17 protein-coding genes and 1 pseudogene are annotated in these 20,260 nt (G+C 39.3%); 7 read left to right on the top strand and 11 right to left on the bottom strand.

From position 1 onward, the window contains the following. Positions 1 to 61 precede the first annotated feature (61 nt). Positions 62 to 1,339: an OprD family outer membrane porin gene (locus HUN22_RS03190; protein ID WP_174726472.1), complete on the top strand. Its 1,278-nt coding sequence runs from the start codon at positions 62 to 64 to the stop codon at positions 1,337 to 1,339. Positions 1,340 to 1,445: 106 nt separating this feature from the next. Here the strand turns inward: HUN22_RS03190 and ppa are convergent, their stop codons facing one another. Together ppa and HUN22_RS03180 are read right to left on the bottom strand one after the other, a co-directional pair. Then, a complete protein-coding gene (ppa, locus tag HUN22_RS03185; protein ID WP_002121243.1) occupies positions 1,446 to 1,970 on the bottom strand; it encodes an inorganic diphosphatase in 525 nt (174 codons plus the stop codon). Positions 1,971 to 2,097: 127 nt separating this feature from the next. After that, positions 2,098 to 2,496 carry an MAPEG family protein gene (locus tag HUN22_RS03180; RefSeq protein ID WP_174726471.1) on the bottom strand — a complete coding sequence of 133 codons (399 nt, stop codon included), beginning with the start codon at positions 2,494 to 2,496 and terminating at the stop codon, positions 2,098 to 2,100. A 106-nt stretch (positions 2,497 to 2,602) separates the two neighbouring features. Between HUN22_RS03180 and HUN22_RS03175 the strand changes: the two genes are divergently transcribed. Continuing rightward, on the top strand, positions 2,603 to 2,992 hold the full coding sequence (locus tag HUN22_RS03175) for a hypothetical protein (RefSeq protein ID WP_174726470.1): 390 nt from the start codon (positions 2,603 to 2,605) through the stop codon (positions 2,990 to 2,992). A 42-nt stretch (positions 2,993 to 3,034) separates the two neighbouring features. Here the strand turns inward: HUN22_RS03175 and HUN22_RS03170 are convergent, their stop codons facing one another. The 6 genes from HUN22_RS03170 to HUN22_RS03145 all read right to left on the bottom strand — a co-directional run bounded on the left by HUN22_RS03170 (position 3,035) and on the right by HUN22_RS03145 (position 11,603). Then, the gene (locus HUN22_RS03170; RefSeq protein ID WP_174726469.1) at positions 3,035 to 4,714 is read right to left on the bottom strand and encodes a long-chain-fatty-acid--CoA ligase; all 1,680 of its coding nucleotides are present in this window, start codon (positions 4,712 to 4,714) and stop codon (positions 3,035 to 3,037) included. Between the two features lie 296 nt (positions 4,715 to 5,010). Further along, positions 5,011 to 7,230 carry a DNA topoisomerase IV subunit A gene (gene parC / locus HUN22_RS03165; RefSeq protein WP_174726468.1) on the bottom strand — a complete coding sequence of 740 codons (2,220 nt, stop codon included), beginning with the start codon at positions 7,228 to 7,230 and terminating at the stop codon, positions 5,011 to 5,013. A gap of 152 nt (positions 7,231 to 7,382) precedes the next feature. Next, entirely contained in the window at positions 7,383 to 8,702 is a 1,320-nt protein-coding gene (gene niaP, locus HUN22_RS03160) for a niacin transporter NiaP (protein WP_174726467.1), read from the bottom strand. An 82-nt stretch (positions 8,703 to 8,784) separates the two neighbouring features. Further along, positions 8,785 to 9,429, bottom strand: coding sequence for a trimeric intracellular cation channel family protein (locus HUN22_RS03155; RefSeq protein WP_016144082.1), 645 nt, complete (start codon positions 9,427 to 9,429; stop codon positions 8,785 to 8,787). A gap of 45 nt (positions 9,430 to 9,474) precedes the next feature. After that, positions 9,475 to 9,942 (bottom strand): YchJ family protein, encoded by a 468-nt coding sequence (locus HUN22_RS03150; RefSeq protein ID WP_016144081.1) that lies wholly within the window; start codon positions 9,940 to 9,942, stop codon positions 9,475 to 9,477. Positions 9,943 to 10,013: 71 nt separating this feature from the next. Continuing rightward, entirely contained in the window at positions 10,014 to 11,603 is a 1,590-nt protein-coding gene (locus tag HUN22_RS03145) for a TerC family protein (protein ID WP_174726466.1), read from the bottom strand. A 326-nt stretch (positions 11,604 to 11,929) separates the two neighbouring features. Here HUN22_RS03145 and HUN22_RS03140 point away from each other — a divergent pair, with 326 nt between their 5' ends. From HUN22_RS03140 to dinB, 4 genes are all read left to right on the top strand, one after another. Next, the gene (locus HUN22_RS03140; protein ID WP_217488063.1) at positions 11,930 to 12,553 is read left to right on the top strand and encodes a TIGR00730 family Rossman fold protein; all 624 of its coding nucleotides are present in this window, start codon (positions 11,930 to 11,932) and stop codon (positions 12,551 to 12,553) included. Positions 12,554 to 12,753: 200 nt separating this feature from the next. Next, complete coding sequence (gene mdtD, locus HUN22_RS03135; protein WP_057104799.1) at positions 12,754 to 14,145, top strand: multidrug transporter subunit MdtD; 1,392 nt, start codon at positions 12,754 to 12,756, stop codon at positions 14,143 to 14,145. Positions 14,146 to 14,222: 77 nt separating this feature from the next. Beyond that, positions 14,223 to 14,981, top strand: a complete 759-nt coding sequence (locus HUN22_RS03130; protein ID WP_174726465.1) for a glycoside hydrolase family 25 protein — start codon at positions 14,223 to 14,225, stop codon at positions 14,979 to 14,981. Position 14,982: 1 nt separating this feature from the next. Then, a complete protein-coding gene (gene dinB, locus HUN22_RS03125; protein WP_174726464.1) occupies positions 14,983 to 16,038 on the top strand; it encodes a DNA polymerase IV in 1,056 nt (351 codons plus the stop codon). 58 nt (positions 16,039 to 16,096) lie between these two features. Here the strand turns inward: dinB and HUN22_RS18085 are convergent. Beyond that, positions 16,097 to 16,159: pseudogene (locus HUN22_RS18085) on the bottom strand (hypothetical protein); the annotation flags it as partial. Between the two features lie 193 nt (positions 16,160 to 16,352). Between HUN22_RS18085 and HUN22_RS03120 the strand changes: the two are divergent. Then, positions 16,353 to 16,706, top strand: a complete 354-nt coding sequence (locus HUN22_RS03120) for a RidA family protein (RefSeq protein ID WP_005065666.1) — start codon at positions 16,353 to 16,355, stop codon at positions 16,704 to 16,706. A 149-nt stretch (positions 16,707 to 16,855) separates the two neighbouring features. Here the strand turns inward: HUN22_RS03120 and HUN22_RS03115 are convergent, their stop codons facing one another. Both HUN22_RS03115 and HUN22_RS03110 read right to left on the bottom strand, forming a co-directional pair. Beyond that, positions 16,856 to 17,356 (bottom strand): DUF2726 domain-containing protein, encoded by a 501-nt coding sequence (locus tag HUN22_RS03115; RefSeq protein ID WP_174726463.1) that lies wholly within the window; start codon positions 17,354 to 17,356, stop codon positions 16,856 to 16,858. 314 nt (positions 17,357 to 17,670) lie between these two features. Continuing rightward, positions 17,671 to 20,052 carry a YgiQ family radical SAM protein gene (locus HUN22_RS03110; RefSeq protein WP_174726462.1) on the bottom strand — a complete coding sequence of 794 codons (2,382 nt, stop codon included), beginning with the start codon at positions 20,050 to 20,052 and terminating at the stop codon, positions 17,671 to 17,673. Between the last annotated feature and the right edge of the window lie 208 nt (positions 20,053 to 20,260).

The following is a 20,260-nucleotide window of genomic DNA, read 5'->3' as shown; positions in this document are numbered from 1 at the left end:
ATCTTAGGCCCTGAACAATAACAAGGCACAGGATTTATCGTTTTTATGAGGTTCTTTAAATATGCTAAAAGCACAAAAACTTACATTAGCAGTTCTCATTTCTGCGGCAATAATTTCCTCAGCTCAGGCAAGCGAGCAAAGTGAGGCAAAAGGATTTGTTGAAGATGCGAACGGTTCTATTCTCTTCCGTACAGGTTACATCAGCCGTGACAAAAAAAATGGCGTAGATGACACCAGTTCATTTGCTCAAACAGCAATCGTAAATATTGATTCTGGCTTTACCCCTGGTATTGTTGGCTTCGGTGTTGGCGTTGTTGGTGACGGTTCATTTAAGATCGGTGAAAATAAAAATGCCGGAAACCAAATGATTCCTAAGCACAACGACGGCTCAGCTTATGATCACTGGGCTCGTGGTGGCGGTAGCGTTAAAGCGCGTTTCTCCAATACAACAGTACGTTACGGTACTCAAGTACTTGATTTACCTGTTCTGGCAAGTAACACTGCACGTATGGTTCCTGAGTATTTCACAGGTACATTGTTAACCAGCCATGAAATTAAAGATTTAGAAGTAATTGCTGGTAAATTCACTAAAAACCAATATTCTGACCAAGTTAATACCGACGGTCGTCGTCTTGATCGTGCAATTGTTTGGGGTGGTAAATACAAGTTTGATGATAATTTAAATGCATCTTACTATGGTCTAGATAGTAAAGATAAACTTGAACGTCACTACGTTAATCTAAACTATAAACAACCATTGGCGAATGACAGCTCATTAACTTACGATTTCAGTGGTTATCACACTAAGTTTGATGAAGGCGCTTCTACTTATTCACAAACTACAGATGACCTATCTAATCGTAAAAACAATATTTGGGCAATCTCTACAGCCTATAATACTGGTCCACATAACATCATGGTTGCTTACCAACAAAACAGTGGTAATGTCGGTTATGACTATGGGGAAAATGCTGACGGCGGTCAAAGTATTTATTTGCCAAACTCTTATCTGTCTGACTTCATCGGTAATGATGAAAAATCTGCACAAATTCAATACAGCCTCGACTTTGGTAAATTAGGTGTATTACCAGGTCTAAACTGGACAACTGCATTTGTATACGGTTGGGACATCAAAGTTAAAGGTTTAACTGATGATGCTGAAGAACGTGAATTCTTTAACCAAGTGAAATACACAGTTCAAAGTGGTTTCGCTAAAGATGCAAGTCTTCGTATTCGTAACTCCTACTACCGTGCAAGCGATGCTTATCAAACCAATGCGTACATTGGCGATACCAATGAATGGCGTATCTTCCTTGATATTCCTGTGAAATTATTTTAATTCACAAATCTATCAAGCATAAAAAAACCTACATCTGGCAACAGATGTAGGTTTTTTATTAAGCTCAGAATATCAATTCAGAAACTCTGAGCTTATAAATTAAAGCTTATTTAGCAGCTTCAATTGCTTTTAATACTTCAGCTTTAGCAACATCAGCACCTTCCCAACCACTGATTTTTACCCACTTACCTGGTTCTAAATCTTTATAGTGACTGAAGAAATGCTCAACTTGGCTAATCAACAATGGAGGAAGATCTGTATATTCCTTCACGTCTTTATAAAGTGGAGACAATTTTTCGTGTGGAACAGCGATTAATTTCGCATCAATACCACCGTCATCTTCCATGTTTAATTTGCCCACTGGACGGCAACGAATTACAGAACCAGCAGCAACAGGATGTGGAGTTACAACAAGTACGTCTAATGGGTCGCCATCTTCAGACAAAGTATTTGGAACATAGCCGTAGTTCGCTGGATAGAACATTGCTGTACCCATGAAACGGTCTACAAACAATGCATCAGAATCTTTATCGATTTCATATTTAATTGGTGCTGCATTTGCAGGAATTTCAATGATGACATAGATGTCATTTGGTGCATCTTTACCTGCTGGGATATTGCTGTAACTCATATCAATACTCTTTCGTTATGAAGTCAGATGTAAAATCCACTCGATTATAGCGTGGATATCATCAAAATGATGCCGATTATACAATGGGCACACGCGAAAGTTGATATGAATGGTGACAGAATGACACTCAAGTCAGTTTTATCGTGATCACTAATAAGAAGATTGGGCACAATATAGATAAGAACCAAACAATCGAACGTAAAGTTGCCCAATTAGTTAAATAACAAATCCCATAAATCACTCTTAAAATAATATATGCCCAACCTAATCTCAGAATGAAATATTCTGGAACAACCATATATTCAGCCATCAAAATAGCCGTTAAAAATAAAGGTAGGCTTTCAAAGCTATTTTGTTGCACAGCATTTGCACGAGCAGCTAGGCCAGTTGTTTTAGCAAAAAAAGCTCTCGGGTTTTGATTATCGACAGGCTGAAAACCACCTTTAACCTTTGCAATTACGGTAAATGCGTATGGCAGCAAACATGCCACTAAAATAATATAGATAATGCCGCTAATGCCCTGCATAGTGCCATCCATCACTGAAAATACTGTTGATCATGCTATCATAACATTGCGTTTTTACCTGAAATTTTATGCAATCACTTGTCATCACTGATTAATAGGGCCATATATGCAACAACCTGATCAAAAAGAATTGTTTGACGTCTTAGACAAGCAAAAACAGAATCAACTTCAGGTAGATCGTATATTAAAAATCGTGCTTCCTATTGTCGCTTTTTTATTGAGTGTAATTTGTGCAAATCTGAATTGGCAATCGACGCTTGGTACCTTTGTCATTTTAACCATTACTTTTATTGCAGTCGGTATTAAACGACTTACTTTGTGGCATTGGTTAATTGTGATTGCTCTATATTGCCTTATAGATAATTATTTAAGTTATGGTCAGCTCGATTTAACTCATCTACGCTTACAACTTGGTACGATGCTTGTTTTTGTTGGAATGGTTGGAATTGGTCGCCCTTATATAGACCGCTGGTTTATGAAAAACCATAAAATATAAAAACAAAAAAAAGCGCCCTAAGGCGCTTTTTTTATTAACTGATTAGGCTGGTTTACGTAAGTCTTTACGTAAAATTTTGCCTACATTTGATTTTGGTAATTCATCCATAAACTCAACATAACGAGGGCGTTTATAGCCTGTTAAGTTCTCTTTAGCAAAGTTCAAAACTTCTTCAGTGGTTAAGCTTTGATCTTTTTTCACGATAAAGAGTTTAGGCACTTCACCTGATTTTTCGTCTGGAACACCAATTGCAGCCACTTCCAATACTTTTGGATGTTTAGCAATAATTTCTTCAATTTCACTTGGATAAACGTTAAAGCCAGATACCAAAATCATATCTTTTTTACGGTCTACGATTTTAACGTATCCACGGCTGTCCATAACGCCGATGTCACCTGTACGGAAAAAACCATCTGCTGTCATGACTTTAGCTGTTTCATCCGGACGGTTCCAATAGCCTTTCATGACTTGAGGACCACGGATTGAAATTTCACCTTGTTCTCCCAAAGCAACTTCATTACCGTCATCATCTAAAATAGCAACTTCTGTTAAAGGTAATGGAATACCAATTGTGCCACTAAATTCAGTAGAAGCTGGTGGGTTCGCCGTCGCTACCGGAGAAGTCTCAGACAAGCCATAACCTTCGATAATGGTTGTACCAGTAATTTTCTTCCAAGCTTCTGCTGTAGAAGGTAAAACTGCCATACCCCCACCCATCGCCATTTTTAAATTGCTATGGTCAAGTTGTTTGAATTCTTCATTATTCACTAAAGCATTAAATAATGTATTTACTGCTGGGAAGAATGATGGCTGATATTTACGTAATTCATTAATTACAGCCGGTAAATCACGTGGGTTCGGAATCAAGATATTTGCCTGACCTTTATACATACCGTACATTGCACAAACCATGAACGCAAAAATATGATAAAGCGGTAATGCACAAACAATACGGTCTCCTTTAGCACCATCATTTGCACCAAATTTACTTTGGAAAATACCATCGCACTGTAAAAGGTTTGCAACCAAATTACGGTGAGTCAGTTCCGCACCTTTTGAAACACCTGTAGTACCACCCGTATATTGAAGTACGGCAGTATCGCTTAAAGTTAAATTCGGGCGCTTATAATTACTTGGACTCTCTTTATTTAATGCAGCATTAAACTTAACGTGTCCCGGAATATTCCAAGCTGGAATTTGCTTACGTACTTTACGTAATACAAAATTTACTAACGTACCTTTAAGCGTACCCAGCATATCTCCTACTGTCGCAACCACAACATGCTTCACAGGAGTTTTACCTAAAATACTTTGGTAAACACTGGCAAAGTTTTCGATAATCACGAGTACTTCTGCACCAGAGTCATTTAATTGATGCTCGAGTTCACGTGCTGTATAAAGTGGATTAACATTTACTAAAACCAAACCTGCACGTAACACTGCTAATGCAACTACAGGATACTGCAACACATTCGGCATCATCACTGCCACACGAGTTCCCTTTGCTAACCCCAAATTTTGCAAATAGGTCGCGAACTTACGACTCGCAAGCTCTAACTCACTAAATGACATCGCTTTATCCATAAAGATAAAGGCATCACGAGAACCAAATTTTTGGAAATTACTCTCAAAAATATCAACAAGAGAGGTATTTTCCGCAGGCAATGCTACTGTTTCTGGAATCCCTGTTTTTTGGTATTCTGCAAACCAAATCTTTTCCATAATGCCATTATCTCCGATTCGTAATCCTTAGTAATAACTGTTATTCAATGCCCCAGCTATTCTTTAGCTTCTTGGTGCCAGAACATATTTAAACTTATTGGCACATTCATGACACTTTCGAACAAGATTATGAGACAGAAGTTTTGACAATTTGACCCTGTCAAATTTTTTGTATGGAGTACAAATTATGTACTCCAAATTGCTGTCCTTTTAATCATTATTCCATACCAACAAGTTCAGTTCATTGCTTGAACATGTTGCCATATATAGCGTATTTATGTTGCCCGACGCTAGCTTTATCTCTGAATCAACAGTTTATTTGCTTTTTGATATCCACGTGGTAAGAGGTGACCTTTTGAAGCACGTTTACCCATGTATTTTTGTAGATCCTCACCTTTTAATTTTAGATGTTGTTGACCTGCAACCACCTGAATTATTTCATCTAAGTTCAGGGTTGTCATGGATAAAATCTGCTCTTTCGCTTCAAGTTGTATCAACTTATTACCTTTACCCTTATTTAAGCTTGGCAGTTCTGACAAATCAATAAGTAAGAGTCGCCCTGCTGAGCTGAGCACAGCTAAATGTGTCATGTTTTGGGCAGGTATTAAGGGTAAAGCTGTTGATTTTTCAGGTACCGACAAGAAGCTTTTTCCTGCCTTGGCATTGGTATCTAACTGTTTGACTTGAGTTTTAAAGCCATAACCTGATGAGCTGGCAGCAATAATTTCCGACTCTTCATCATCTAAATAGACCTGAATAAACGATACTCCACTTGCAGGAGCAAGTTTCGAACTTAATGGCTCACCTAAACCTCTTGCTGATGGCAAACTGCTAATAGGTAATGCGTAACTACGCCCTGTCTCATCAAGGAAATAAATTCGTTGATTGGTTTTACCCACTGCATGACTTAAATATTGGTCGCCAGCACGATAGTTTAAATTCTCTGCATCAACATCAGCACCTTTTGCAGCACGAATCCATCCTGCTTCAGATAAAACCACTGTTACTGCTTCAGCTGGCATTAAATCCTGTTCTTTAATTTGAACAGCTTCAGCACGCGCGACAATTGGAGAACGGCGTTCGTCACCAAACTTTTTCGCGTCTTCTTTTAATTCACCAATAATCAGGTTCTTTAAAGATTCTGGATTTTCTAACTGTTCACGAATAATGGCAGCTTTTGCAGCAAGCTCATCTTGTTCATGACGGATTTCCATCTCTTCAAGTTTTGCTAAATGACGTAACTTGAGTTCTAAAATTGCTTCTGCCTGTATTTCATCAATTTTGAAATGTTCCATCAATACAGGTTTAGGCTGATCTTCTTCACGAATAATACGAATGACTGTATCAATATCGAGATAAGCAATTAAAAGACCTGCCAAAATATGTAGGCGTTTTTCAATGCGGTTTAAATGATATTCTAAACGGCGAGTTACCGTTTTTTTGCGGATCTCAATCCACTCAAGCAAGATACGACGAATCGATTTAACCTGAGGACGACCATCCTCGCCAATCATGTTTAAATTAACACGGTAGCTTGATTCTAAATCGGTAGTCGCAAATAAGTGGCTCATCACCGCTTCCGCATCAATACGGTTAGAACGCAGTACAATCACAAGTCGTGTTGGGTTTTCATGATCCGACTCATCACGTACATCCACCACTAGGGGCAGCTTTTTGGCCTGCATTTGGTCGGCAATTTGAGTAATCACCTTAGAACCCGATACTTGATACGGCAACTCGGTAATCACGATTTCATTTTTTTCGATGGTATAAACCGCTCGCATGCGGTAACTACCACGTCCAGTCGTCTGGATTTTGAGTAATTCTTCAGGCGGAGTAATAATTTCAGCTTTTGTTGGTAAATCTGGTGCTGGAATATATTCAGCCAATTTTTCATCTGAAGTTTGCGGATTACGAATTAAAGCGATTGTTCCTTTAATCACTTCACGTAAATTATGTGGCGGAATATCGGTCGCCATACCAACCGCAATACCGGTTGTACCATTAAGCAAAATGTTAGGGACTCGTGCTGGCAAAGTAATCGGTTCTTTTAAAGAACCATCAAAGTTATCTTGCCACTCACTCGTGCCTTGTCCTAACTCACTTAGTAATAACTCACTGTAGGCAGAAAGTTTTGCCTCGGTATAACGCATCGCAGCAAACGATTTAGGGTCATCTGGTGAACCCCAGTTCCCTTGACCTTCAATTAAAGGATAGCGATAACTAAATGGCTGAGCCATTAAAACCATGGCTTCATAACACGCCGAATCACCATGCGGATGATATTTACCGAGTACGTCACCGACAGTACGGGCCGATTTTTTTGGCTTACCACTACTTTTTAAGCCCAACTCGCTCATGGCATAGACAATACGGCGCTGTACGGGTTTTAAGCCATCACTGATATGTGGCAATGCACGGTCCATGATGACGTACATGGCATAATTCAGGTAAGCCTGTTCAGTAAATTCGGCTACAGAGCGGTTTTCTGTCGCTTGATGCGCAAGGCTGGTCATAGTCAGCTTATCTTCCAAATCAGTCGTTATTTTAAGTGAGTCTTATGCTAAGTGGGCTATGTTACAGACACAAGAGGGACTCTGTCACCTGAGCGTCAAATTATGTCTCATCTCTCTATATTTTTAGTTACTTGCTATAAAGTTAGGCAAAACTAGAGTCCTATAGACTCTAGTCTTTTACCTTGAGTTTCTTCACCTAATATTAAAATTACAGCTGCAACCAAAAGTAAAACAATAGTGAACATCATAAAAACATGGCTAAACCCATTTTTGGAAACCATCATATGAGTGACGACTATCGGCGCCAAAATTCCACCTAAACGGCCCATTGCCGATGCCCAGCCCGAACCGAAAGCCCGAATATTGGCTGGATATTGCTCTGGTGTATAGGTGTATAACACTCCCCATGCACCCAAATTAAAGAATGACATGAGACAGCCCCAAAACATAATGCTATTTACACTATCGGCTTGTCCAAAGAAATATGCTGACAACGCACAAAAACCGATAAATGCAGCGAGTGTAATTTTTCTACCCAATCGCTCCACAAACCATGCTGCTGCCAAGTAGCCGGGTAGCTGCGCTAAAATCATCAACAAAACATATTCAAAAGATTTAACGATGTCATAGCCCTGTTTCACCAATAAGCTTGGTAGCCACGTAAAGATACCGTAGTAGGAATATACAATTCCAAACCAGATGAGCCAAAGCATTAAACTTCTGCGAGCAAATTGACCACTCCACAGTTGTTTAAAAGAGACTTTTTGTCGCATGGCAACAGGCACGACTTCAATATGGTGAACAATTTGAACACCTGCTTGAGCTTCTAATTTTTGAACTAATGCATGTGCTTCTTCAACACGTCCACGGTTAATCAGGTACGGTATCGATTCAGGGAGTTTTTTCCAAATCACTAAAATATAAATTAGTGGAAGGCCTCCCATAAGAAAGGCAATATGCCAACCAAATTTAGGAATAATAAAATAAGAAATGAGTGCCGCAACTAGCCAACCCAAACCCCAAAAACTTTCGAGTAGTACGATAAAACGACCACGTACATGTGCAGGTATATATTCACTCACCAATGTCACTGCAACAGGTAACTGTCCACCTAATCCAAGACCAACAATAAAACGGAAAATTAATAACCACTTTAAGTCTGGAGCAAAAGCACATAAGGCTGTCGCGATGCTATAGATCGCCATAGTCACTGCAAATATTGCCTTACGACCAAAGCGGTCTGCTAAAGCCCCTGAGCAAACGGCCCCAATAGCCATTCCTACAAAACCAATACTCACAATCCAACCGCTTTCGGCTGGTGTTAATGCCCAGTCTTTCACAAGCGTTGTCATGATAAAAGCAATGATTCCTGTGTCCATCGCATCAAACATCCAACCTAACCCAACTACCCACAATAATGTGTAGTGAAATTTGCCGATTGGAAGATTTTGTATACGTGAAATCAGGTCCATAGGAAAAACTCTACTGGAAAGAATAGGTGAGCAAGACAATATATTTAATTGTTATAGCATGCCCACATGGAGTTCTACATGATTAATGTTCGTCGGTTGAAGAAGCCGATTCTGCATCATCATCTTTATAAATAAATTTCGGCATTTCCAATCCAAAATAGATCGCAATCAGGCGTAAGGTAAAACCAAACACCAAAGTTGAAATGACGGTTAACTCTAAACTTAATCCTAAATCCTGACAAACCCAGTAACAGATGACTGCGACAAAAGAAATACTCGCATAGAGTTCACGGCGGAAAACAAACGGAACATCATTACATAAAATATCACGTAAAATACCACCAGATACCCCAGTCAGCACCCCTGCTACTGCCGACACGACAAAACCATGCCCCATTTGTAAGGCAATCTGGCAGCCAATAATCGTAAACCCAATTAAGCCTAAAGCATCGAGCACCAAAAAGATGTTATGTAAATGACGCATCCATTTGGCAATAATGATTGTGACAAATGCAGCACAGCAAGTCAGAACTAAGTATTCAGGATGTTTTACCCAAGTTAAAGGATAGTGACCTAGCAATACATCACGCACCGAACCACCACCTAAAGCAGTCACACAGGCAATCAGTACGACACCGAACCAGTCCATACTCCGTCGACCAGCAGACAATGCACCTGTCATGGCTTCCGCAGTAATCGCAATAATATAAATAACGGTGAGTAACATCGCCCTTTCCCTCAGGCCAAACAGTGGGCGTATTTTAAGATAAACTTACAGAAATTGTGCACAGCATTGCTTAAATTTTTTTCCTGAACCACATATACAAGGTTGTTTCATGGTGACTTGCATTTCAACCGTTGGGTCGAGAAAAAACCATTGTTGCTGGTGAGATACAAAATGTGAAATCTCATGGTGTATTTGGGCTTTTTGTCCATCATGATAATGAGCCTTGAACTCAACCTGTGCATGAGTTTTATCTAATTTCTCGTTGGCGTTAACTACCTCTAAACCTAACCATTGATTTTGTTTACTCCACTCTGCAATAGCCTCCTTATCAAGTGCTGTTTGCTGACCTAAAGCAGTCGTTTCTACAATATAATCAATTTGTTGTAATGCAAAAGCGCTATAGCGTGAACGCATAAGCTGCTCTGCCGTTAGTGCTTTTGCTGTGCCTAAATGTAAAGGCTCACAACATTCTATATAGCTGCCTTTCCCACATGGACAAGTTTGTTGGGTCATTTGGTGTTTCTCAAATAAAAAATAGCTCAGAGTTGAGCTATTTTATGATGTTTCTAAATTTAAAATGTCATTTAATCTTTTAGTTCATCTTGTTCGATCGAAACAATATGAACTTTCTCGATTTTATGACCTTCCATCGTAATCACTTCAAAGCGATAACCGTCCGCCTCAACAGCTTCACCATTTTCAGGTAAACGGCCTAAATGGAATAACAAGTAGCCGGACAAAGTTGAATATTGTTCACTTTCATCAACCAAGTCACGACCTAATAAAAGTGATACGTGACGAATGTCAGTTGAACCTTCAAGCATTAATGAACCATCTGCCAAGCTTTCAGCAGCAGCATCTAACTCATCTTCATCCGGGAATTCACCCGCAATTGCTTCTAAGATATCGATTGGCGTTGCAATACCTTCGATTGAACCATATTCATTTAGAACAATTGCCATTTGTAGAGGTGCTTGGCGTAGTTGCTCCATCACCATGAGTACTTGAGCATTTTCATGCACAATCACAGGTTCACGTAGATGCTTTTGGAAATCAATTACACCTGTTTCAATAAAGTTGTTTAAAACTTTATGCGTAAGTGCAATACCCTCAATATTATCAAGCTCACCGCGTGCGACAATTAAACGAGAGTGTGTCATCGACATTAAACGTTCTTTTAAAACTTCAGGTTCATCGTCTAGGTCAATCCACTCAAGCTCAGGACGTGGAGTCATAACAGATTTTACAGGACGCTCTGATAAACCGAGAACGCCTTGTACCAACACACTGTGATAAGCACCATTGTCTTCGTCAAAAACCTCATCTGCAAAAGCTTGCGTAGCCAATACATCTTCTTTATCAGAAGATTGAGTATCTGAAGAACCACTGTTTTTGCTACCTAACATACGTAAAACAGCAGAGGCTGTGCGATAACGCAGGTCTGTCGTAGTAACCAGCTTTTCCTGATTGCGACGCATACTCTGATTGATCATTTCGACTAAAATTGAGAAACCAATTGCAGCATATAAATAACCCTTCGGAATATGGAAACCAAAGCCTTCCACAACTAAAGAGAAACCGATCATCATCAAGAAGCCAAGACACAGAATAACGACTGTTGGGTGCTTATTGACAAAGTCCATGAGTGGTTTTGATGCCCACAACATGATTCCGACAGCAATAACAACAGCAACCATCATTACTGACAGCTCTTTCACCATACCTACAGCTGTAATCACACTGTCTAACGAGAATACAGCGTCAAGCACAACAATCTGGACAATAACCATCCAGAACGCGGCATGTACGGGATTATCTTCTTTATGAAGTTGTTTTCCTTCCATCCGCTCATGCAGTTCCATGGTGCCCTTAAAGAGTAAGAACACTCCACCGAATAGCAAAATCAAATCACGACCAGAAAATGGATGATCAAAAATATGGAAGAGTGGCTCAGTCAGTGTCACGACCCAAGCAATTGAGGCTAAGAGTACAAGACGCATTCCTAACGCGAGCACCAAACCGATTATACGGGCTTTAGCTCGTTGCTCTGGTGGCAGTTTTTCGGCCAAAATCGCGATAAAAACGAGGTTATCGATCCCCAATACAATTTCAAGAACGATTAAAGTTGCTAAACCCACCCAAGCCGACGGATCAGACATCCATTCAAAGATCATTGATCCTGCTCCTGTGTTGTTTGGATTTTATCTTTATTTGGCAACACAACAGGCGCGCCTACACAAAGTGGGGAAAATGTTTTTTTAAGACAAGAAATTAAAACGGAGCGACTACAACCACTACCCATATTTGTTCATATGTTGTTAAACGAATTTTTAGTATAGGCAAGATTTAATATAAATTCATCATTTTTATTTGCTCATGCCCAGCATTCACCAAACCCATACAAAATATGAATATTTCTTATAAATCTGCTTATAAAGTTGTCATATCTTTTGCTTAGTGTAGACAAGAAATATGAACGTGATAAGGTAAAAATAAAACAATGAATAGCGTATTAACAATGGCAGTAAATGATTCACCAATAACAGCTGTAAAAACAAAGCAACCTCTTATTGCATTATATTGTGGTTCACGTGCAGGAAATAAACCAATCTATCGAGAGAAGGCGATTGAACTGGCTCATGGAATCGCTGAACAAGGCTTTGGTTTAGTCTATGGCGGTGCCAGTATCGGTTTAATGGGACAAGTCGCAGAGAGCGTTCTTGCAAACGGCGGAGAAGCTGTCGGTGTTATCCCTGAATTTATGCTTGATTATGAAGTCGCACATGCGGGACTCACCGAACTACATGTCGTAGAAACCATGCATGAACGTAAAGCCATGATGGCAGAACGCGCAAGTGCATTTATTGCATTACCAGGTGGTTTAGGAACATTCGAAGAAATATTGGAAATAGCCACTTGGGGCCAACTCAATCAACACCAAAAACCCATGATTTTATATAACGTAAATGGCTTTTATAATGCATTAATTACCCAATTAGACCATGCAGTTCAAGAAGGTTTCCTTCCCCTTCAGCATCGAGCTAAATTAATTGTATGTGAAGACGTTGATCAAATTTATAACGTCATTAAAAACTTAAAAATGCCAAAAAGATTCGTTGTGTAACCTCTTTAATTTAATAAAAAGGCGGTTCTCCCGCTTTTTTACTTTTAACATTTGTACCAATATCTTTCTTTAAAACAAATTAGCTTCATAATTTTGGTCAATATAACAAGTGAGATTCAAAAAGGGGGTATTCCGCATTGACATACTTTTTTAATCTCAATTTGTTTTACACTAGACCAAAACGTTAATTTTCAAATGTTATGAATGCCACGCCGACTCACCAAGCCTTGCAACCCGAATATCGCTTACTCGTTCTTTTGGTTTCCATTGGCTTTTTTATGCAGGCTTTAGACACAACGATTGTAAATACCGCTATTCCTGCAATGGCTCATCATCTAAATGAAAATCCTTTACGCATGCATAGTGTAGTCGTGGCCTATGTATTATCGGTTGCTGCTTGTATCCCATTGAGTGGATGGTTAGCAGATCGCTTTGGTGTTAGAAATATTTTCTTGTCGGCAATCGTGATCTTTACTCTGGCTTCTTTAGGTTGTGGTCTTTCACAAAGTCTTAATGAGCTGTTATTTTTCCGCGTCATCCAAGGTGTAGGAGGAGCCTTACTACTTCCTGTTGGCCGATTATCACTTTTAAAAATTATTCCTCGAACTCAGTTCTTAGCTGCAATGAGCTTAATGAGTCTAGCGGGTTTACTCGGACCTTTGGCCGGCCCAACTTTAGGTGGTTGGTTAGTTGAAGTTGCAAGTTGGCACTGGATTTTCCTCATCAATATTCCTATGGGCATACTTGGCATATTAATGACACTAAAAGTCATGCCAAATGTAAAAGAACCCTCAGTCAAAACATTTGATTTAGGTGGCTTCATCTTATTAGTAGTGGCAATGATTGGATTGTCTTTAGGGATTGAACACTTAGCTTCACCTGAATATTCAAAATGGTTCAGTATTTCGCTATTAGTGGTCGGAATAATCGCAACATTTTGGTATGCCTATCATTCACATACTCATCAAAATGCATTATTCCGTAGCCGACTCTTTAGAAATAAAATTTATGCGATTGGTATTTTAGGTAATTTCTTTGCTCGCTTTGGTGGTAATGCCTTACCTTTTGTTTTACCACTCATGCTACAGGTTGCTTTTGGTTTTGAACCCTTCATTGCAGGTTTAATGATGATTCCATTAGTTTTGGGTTCATTATTTTCAAAACCAATTGTCAGACCTATTATTCAAAAAATTGGCTATCGACGTTTTTTACTTATTAACACAACGTTAGTTGGGTTATGTATTGCCTCTTTTTCGATTATGACCGTCGACACTCCAACTTGGTTTAGAGCCTTACACTTTTTCTTATTTGGCACATTAAATTCATTGCAATTCGTTGGAATGAATACATTAACTTTGAAAGATTTGCCTCAACAAGATGCGAGTAGCGGTAATAGTTTCCTATCAATGATCATGATGCTATCAATGAGTATTGGTGTTGCACTGGCAGGTACCCTCATTAATATTTTTACCAATTATTATGGTCCAGACCATGTGACTACAGCATTTCATGTCACTCTCATTTGTCTCGGTTGTATCAATGTCATTACTGCATGTATTTTCTGGCAAATTCCAAAAAATACGCCTGTGTAAGCGTTTGCATTTTTAGCATGGTTTCTCGCTCGTGAATCACGCTATGATGTCAGCTTCATATTTTGAATGAGTTTTGCATGACCAAACCGGCTAAAACCTTTTTCACAGTACAGCACAATACCTTAATCGGGATTGGCTTAGCTTTTGTTATGGGAATTTTGGCTTATTTTGGTCTGTTCTATCAGCAAAAAGCCGTTGCACAAGATTATCCAATTCAAGGCTTCGATGTTTCTCACCATCAAGGTGATATTAACTGGAAAAAAATATCACCAGATAAGTTCCAATTCGTCTATTTAAAAGCGACAGAGGGTGGCGATTATAAAGATTCAAAGTTTCAAGAAAACTGGCTCAAAGCACGTGAGCACGGCTTTCATGTAGGTGCTTATCACTTTTACCGTCTATGTCGTGATGGTAAAACACAAGCAGATAACTTTATTGCGACGGTACCTAAAAAATCAGATGCCCTTCCACCCGTCATTGATCTGGAATACGACAGTAACTGTATTAATACTTACACCAAAGAACAGTTAATTAAAGAAATTGGCATCATGCATGACCGCTTAAAACAGCATTATGACAAACAACCCATCTTTTATATTTCTAAAACTTTTTATCACATTGTCTTAGTTGGGAATTTTTCTGAGACTCCTCTTTGGGTACGTGATTATGAGGGTAAACCTGAACTCAAAGATAAGAGAAAATGGCTCTTTTGGCAGCATAGTAATCAGGGTAAAATTGTAGGGATAGCCAAGCCTGTTGATCTCAATGTTTATGAGGGATCGGTCAAGCAATGGCAACAATTTTTACAGCAGCAAGGCATCGTGAAAGCACAATAATATGCGCAAAATCATTCATATCGATATGGATGCCTTTTATGCATCGGTCGAGTTACGGGAACGTCCTGAATTAAGACATCTACCCGTTGTTATCTCATCTCATCATCCTCGAGCTGTAATCGCTGCTGCATCCTACCCTGCCCGTGAATTTGGTTTACGTTCAGCCATGTCAATGAGTCAGGCAAGAAAACTATGCCCTCAAGTCGTTATTATTGAGCCAAATTTTGAAAAATACCGTACAGTCTCTGCTCAGATTCATTCTATTTTTCAGCAATATACGCTACTTATTGAGCCTTTATCTTTAGATGAAGCTTATCTAGATGTCACTGATAATTTAAAACAGATTGCGAGTGCAACCGAAGTTGCCATGCATATTCGAGAAGATATTTTTAGGTTAACTGGACTGACCGCATCGGCAGGTGTGGCACCAAATAAATTTTTGGCAAAAATCGCTTCCGACTGGAATAAACCGAATGGTTTATGTGTAATCAAACCTTCGCAAGTTGCGACTTTTATTAAAGACCTTCCGCTTAAAAAGATTCCTGGCGTGGGTAAAGTCACTCAGGAAAAATTACAACAGCTTCAATTACATACGCTAGGTGATTTACAGAAAATTGAAGAGGCTGTTTTAGTACATCACTTTGGTAAATATGGACAGCAACTCTACCTATATGCTCAAGGCATTGACCACAGACCTGTTCAAGCTGAAAGAGCTCGCCAACAAATTTCGAAAGAGACAACTTTTGATAGTGATTTTACTTTGGCTCAATGCCAACCCTATTGGCAGGGATTAGCTGAAAAAGTCTGGCAAACACTAGAGAAAAAGCAGCTCAATGCACGTGGTGTGAATATCAAACTTAAACTCAAGAATTTTCAGACTTTACAACATAGTAAAAGCTTTAAAAGACCGATCCAGTCGCTACAAGACTTAATCCAAGTTTTATTTTTATTATTAAATGAAATGCAAATCCCCGAACACTTCCAGTTTCGCCTGATTGGTATAGGTGTTTATCAATTACAGACCCAAGCGGAAGACTTCCAGCTTAACCTTTGGTAATTGACTACTTTTCACTCAAAAGAGCAACTTTTAAACAAAATAGACTCCCTTTTACTCAAACTTTAGAGTAACCTAATCCACGCATATTCATTACCCATGTATTTGCAACATGCCAAAGCAACCTTTACTTTCGGCATATCGTCCTGTGATTGGCGTGACGACCAAATCCGAATATTGCAGGGCTCTTCTGATACATGGCTTAGATATCCCTTCATCACAATAATCTACTGAAATTTCTTTCTACTTACTTGCACCGGTCTAGCAACTCTTCATAAAATCAAAACTATTAAATAAGGCCACTTTAGAGCATTTTTATGACGGTAAAGCGTTTACACGTTACTTCACGCTACTGCGAAGTTGCGATTTCAGGTAATTTGGTACACCTAGCTGGGCAACTCGCAGATGATACAAGCGCAGATGTTACGGGACAGACTCAACAAACTTTAGACAATATTGATCGTCTATTGGCAGAAGCTGGAACAGATAAAACCCATATCCTTTCTGTCATGATTTTTCTAAAAGATATCGAAAAAGACTATGCAGCAATGAATGCGGTTTGGGATGCATGGATTAGTGAAGGACACCCTCCAGCACGCACATGTGTAGAGTCAAAACTCTATGCGCCAGATGTGCTTGTAGAAATGACGGTTGTTGCGGTACTTCCTTAATCGTTATTGGTTTTAATCAATAAAAAAACTGAGCAATCTCTTAAGTGATGTTACTCAGTTTTTTTAATGGTTTTAAAGTCTTTAATGTCAGCATATTATCAAGATCTTCTTTAATGAATTTTCCCATCAATTGCTATAGGGACTAATTTTTAAGACTTCACAAAAGCATTTGACATTCTTTCTTGCTGTGGCGTTGCATGTAAAATTGCAAGATCTGATTCTGGACTCAATAAGTCTCTTCTTAAATCATGATAATCAGGCACACCGCTATAATGCAGCACACGATAGCCAGCTAACTGTAATAGACGACGTTCATATTGTTGATGCGCTCGGCGTAACCCATTTTCCCCCAGAACAACGACTACAACCACCTGATAATTTTGGTCAAGTACAACAAAATCAGCTGCCATATTTTGATATTTTCGACGTGTGTGTGCATATTTCGTAGTTAATAGTGCATCAAAAGATACATGGGCTAAAACGGTAAATTTGGGTAAAACAGTTTGTAGTCTGGTTAATGTTATTTGCTCATGACTAGTTAATACTGCACGGCGCTTCAAGGCACTATCATGTTGATGCCTTCGCGAAAGACTTTTCACTGCCATCACAACAGCCAAAAATAATAATAAGATCGTAATTAGATAATACATGGGCCTAATCCTTTAAGTTTTTTATAATGATTTTGCTAGATCACACTTTGTTTTAATTGATAACGACACAGCCGTTCTTTAAAAGGTTCACTTAGTAATTTCACTTGTAGTTATCAAGCTTGGCTTAAATTTAGCCACCCTCACACTATTTATAATCATAGAGTCAACAACAATCAAGTGCAGCTCGTCAGATTTATGGTATTTATCATTTTCCCTTACGCTTTTTGTACTTTAAATCTTCAAAAATCTCACTATGCGATTTAAATAATCATATTTAAAACAAAACAGGCTCTGTTGAAGAGCCTGTTTTATCATCATCCACGAGCTTTGGTTTTTGGTTTACTTTTTCCACCAAACGGTCTTTTTTCTCCTGTTTCACGAGGAGGCAAACCTGTATGCTGGGTTAGAATCTGTCCTTTTTGTGGACGTTTTTGCCCTACTACTGAACGAGATTGTCCCTGACCACGTTTTGCTGAATCTCCCGCCACAGACGAGTTCTTCTTACGCGCAGATTTATATTCACCTTCAGCAGTACCTTGTGGCTGATAAGTTGGAATTAAATGTTGCTTCGAATTACCAATTAAATCGGCACGTCCCATTTCTTTTAGGGCTTCACGAAGCAATGGCCAGTTGTTTGGATCATGGTAACGTAAGAATGCTTTATGCAGACGACGACGCTTCTCACCTTTTACAATATCAACTTTTTCAGTATAGCGAGCTACTTTAGCAAGCGGGTTTTTGCCCGAATAATACATGGTTGTTGCAGTTGCCATTGGTGATGGATAGAAAGTCTGTACCTGATCGGCACGGAAACCATTCTTCTTCAACCAAATTGCAAGGTGCATCATGTCGTAATCTGAAGTGCCCGGATGCGCAGCAATAAAGTAAGGAATTAAATATTGCTCTTTTCCTGCTTCTTTACTGAAACGGTCAAACATTTGTTTGAAACGATCATACGTACCAATACCCGGCTTCATCATTTTTGATAACGGGCCTTGCTCGGTATGTTCAGGAGCAATTTTTAAATAACCACCCACGTGGTGTTGCACCAACTCTTTCACATATTCAGGGTTCAATACTGCAAGGTCATAACGTAAACCCGAACCAATCAGAATCTTCTTCACACCTTTAATTGCACGTGCTTTACGGTAAAGCTGCACTAATGGCGCGTGATCAGTATGCAAGTTTTGACAAACACCCGGATATACACAAGAAGGTTTACGACAGTTCTTTTCAATTTCAGGATCTTTACAATGCAAACGGTACATGTTTGCCGTTGGACCACCTAAGTCTGAGATAATGCCGGTGAAGTTTGGTGCCGTATCACGGATTTTTTCAATCTCACGTAAAATTGAATCTTCCGAACGGTTTTGAATAATACGCCCTTCATGTTCTGTAATTGAACAGAATGTACAACCGCCAAAACAGCCACGCATAATATTGACCGAGAATTTGATCATATCAAATGCAGGGAAACGAGCATCGCCATAAGTAGGATGTGGCAAGCGTGCATACGGTAAATCAAACACATAATCCATTTCCTCTGTAGTTAGAGGAATTGGAGGTGGGTTAATCCAGACATCGCGTTCACCATGGCGTTGAACAAGTGCGCGGGCATTACCCGGATTAGTTTCAAGATGCAAAATACGGTTTGCATGCGCATAAAGCACTTGATCATTTGCCACTTCTTCAAAAGAAGGCAAACGAATGACCGCCAACTCTCGCGGTGGTAATTTGTGTTTAATTGCTTTTGATGGTGCTGGCTTTAATTGAACGATTTGAGTATCGTCATCGAGTTTGTCGCCTTCACGCACAATCGGATTTGCAACAATCTCTTTTTGGAAATTTTGATATTGAGCTAAAGAGTTACCCTTTTCTTTTTCAACCTCACAGCCATCGATATCTTCTGTCATGACATATGGGTTAATAATTGGATCAACACGCCCAACCGTATCTACATCATTACTCGCAACTTCAACAAACTTTGCTTTTGATGCTTTATTATGTTTATTAATAATAAATGCCGTACCACGAACATCAGTAATCTCGTGGATTTTTTCACCTTTGGCCAAACGATGCATCACATCAATAATGGCACGCTCACCATTACCATACATGAGCAAATCGGCTTTTGAGTCCATCAAAATCGAACGACGAACTTTATCTGACCAATAATCGTAGTGCGCAATACGACGTAAACTGCCTTCAATACCACCTAATAACACTGGTACGTCTGGAAAGGCTTCGCGGCAACGTTGACAATAAACTGTTGCTGCGCGGTCAGGACGTTTATTTGGTTCATTGTTTGGAGAATATGCATCATCAGAACGGATTTTACGATCTGCCGTATAACGGTTAATCATCGAATCCATATTACCTGCAGTCACTCCCCAAGCAATCGTTGGCTTACCTAAAACGCGGAAGCTTTCAACATTCGTCCAGTCTGGCTGCGCAATAATTCCGACACGGAAACCTTGTGCCTCAAGCACACGTCCAATCACACCCGATACAAATGATGGGTGGTCAATATAAGCATCACCACAGACTAAAATAAAGTCACACGCATCCCAGCCGAGTTGGTCCATTTCTTCTCGTGACATCGGCAAAAATGGTGCTGGTTCAAAACACGACGCCCAATATTTGTCGTAATCAAACAACGCTTTTGGCGCAGTTTGCATGGTGTAGGCAGTAGACATGGCTTGCGAATCTCGGCTAGCAGATGAAGGAGAGACATCTAAAGATGAAAGCCGATCATTTTAACATGAATTTCATTCATTTTCCCTGTTTATAAAACATGCGAAAACAATAATATAGAAATTAATTTGATTAAAGTTTACTCAATATTTTATTCCTGCAATAAATACGGCGGAACAAAATCCGCCGCAGTTTTAATTTTTTTATTTA

This window comes from Acinetobacter lactucae (assembly GCF_013344765.1).
In the GTDB taxonomy this organism is placed as follows: domain Bacteria; phylum Pseudomonadota; class Gammaproteobacteria; order Pseudomonadales; family Moraxellaceae; genus Acinetobacter; species Acinetobacter lactucae_A.
The sequence above is the reverse complement of the archived record's forward strand: the minus strand, read 5'-3'. Positions and strand labels throughout refer to the sequence as shown.

Excerpts from the sequence above, each read along its gene's own strand:
- HUN22_RS03190 (WP_174726472.1), top strand. The coding sequence starts at position 62 with ATGCTAAAAGCACAAAAACTTACATTAGCAGTTCTCATTTCTGCGGCA.
- ppa (WP_002121243.1), bottom strand. The coding sequence starts at position 1,970 with ATGAGTTACAGCAATATCCCAGCAGGTAAAGATGCACCAAATGACATC.
- HUN22_RS03180 (WP_174726471.1), bottom strand. The coding sequence starts at position 2,496 with ATGCAGGGCATTAGCGGCATTATCTATATTATTTTAGTGGCATGTTTG.
- HUN22_RS03175 (WP_174726470.1), top strand. The coding sequence starts at position 2,603 with ATGCAACAACCTGATCAAAAAGAATTGTTTGACGTCTTAGACAAGCAA.
- HUN22_RS03170 (WP_174726469.1), bottom strand. The coding sequence starts at position 4,714 with ATGGAAAAGATTTGGTTTGCAGAATACCAAAAAACAGGGATTCCAGAA.
- parC (WP_174726468.1), bottom strand. The coding sequence starts at position 7,230 with ATGACCAGCCTTGCGCATCAAGCGACAGAAAACCGCTCTGTAGCCGAA.
- niaP (WP_174726467.1), bottom strand. The coding sequence starts at position 8,702 with ATGGACCTGATTTCACGTATACAAAATCTTCCAATCGGCAAATTTCAC.
- HUN22_RS03155 (WP_016144082.1), bottom strand. The coding sequence starts at position 9,429 with ATGTTACTCACCGTTATTTATATTATTGCGATTACTGCGGAAGCCATG.
- HUN22_RS03150 (WP_016144081.1), bottom strand. The coding sequence starts at position 9,942 with ATGACCCAACAAACTTGTCCATGTGGGAAAGGCAGCTATATAGAATGT.
- HUN22_RS03145 (WP_174726466.1), bottom strand. The coding sequence starts at position 11,603 with ATGATCTTTGAATGGATGTCTGATCCGTCGGCTTGGGTGGGTTTAGCA.
- HUN22_RS03140 (WP_217488063.1), top strand. The coding sequence starts at position 11,930 with ATGAATAGCGTATTAACAATGGCAGTAAATGATTCACCAATAACAGCT.
- mdtD (WP_057104799.1), top strand. The coding sequence starts at position 12,754 with ATGAATGCCACGCCGACTCACCAAGCCTTGCAACCCGAATATCGCTTA.
- HUN22_RS03130 (WP_174726465.1), top strand. The coding sequence starts at position 14,223 with ATGACCAAACCGGCTAAAACCTTTTTCACAGTACAGCACAATACCTTA.
- dinB (WP_174726464.1), top strand. The coding sequence starts at position 14,983 with ATGCGCAAAATCATTCATATCGATATGGATGCCTTTTATGCATCGGTC.
- HUN22_RS03120 (WP_005065666.1), top strand. The coding sequence starts at position 16,353 with ATGACGGTAAAGCGTTTACACGTTACTTCACGCTACTGCGAAGTTGCG.
- HUN22_RS03115 (WP_174726463.1), bottom strand. The coding sequence starts at position 17,356 with ATGTATTATCTAATTACGATCTTATTATTATTTTTGGCTGTTGTGATG.
- HUN22_RS03110 (WP_174726462.1), bottom strand. The coding sequence starts at position 20,052 with ATGTCTACTGCCTACACCATGCAAACTGCGCCAAAAGCGTTGTTTGAT.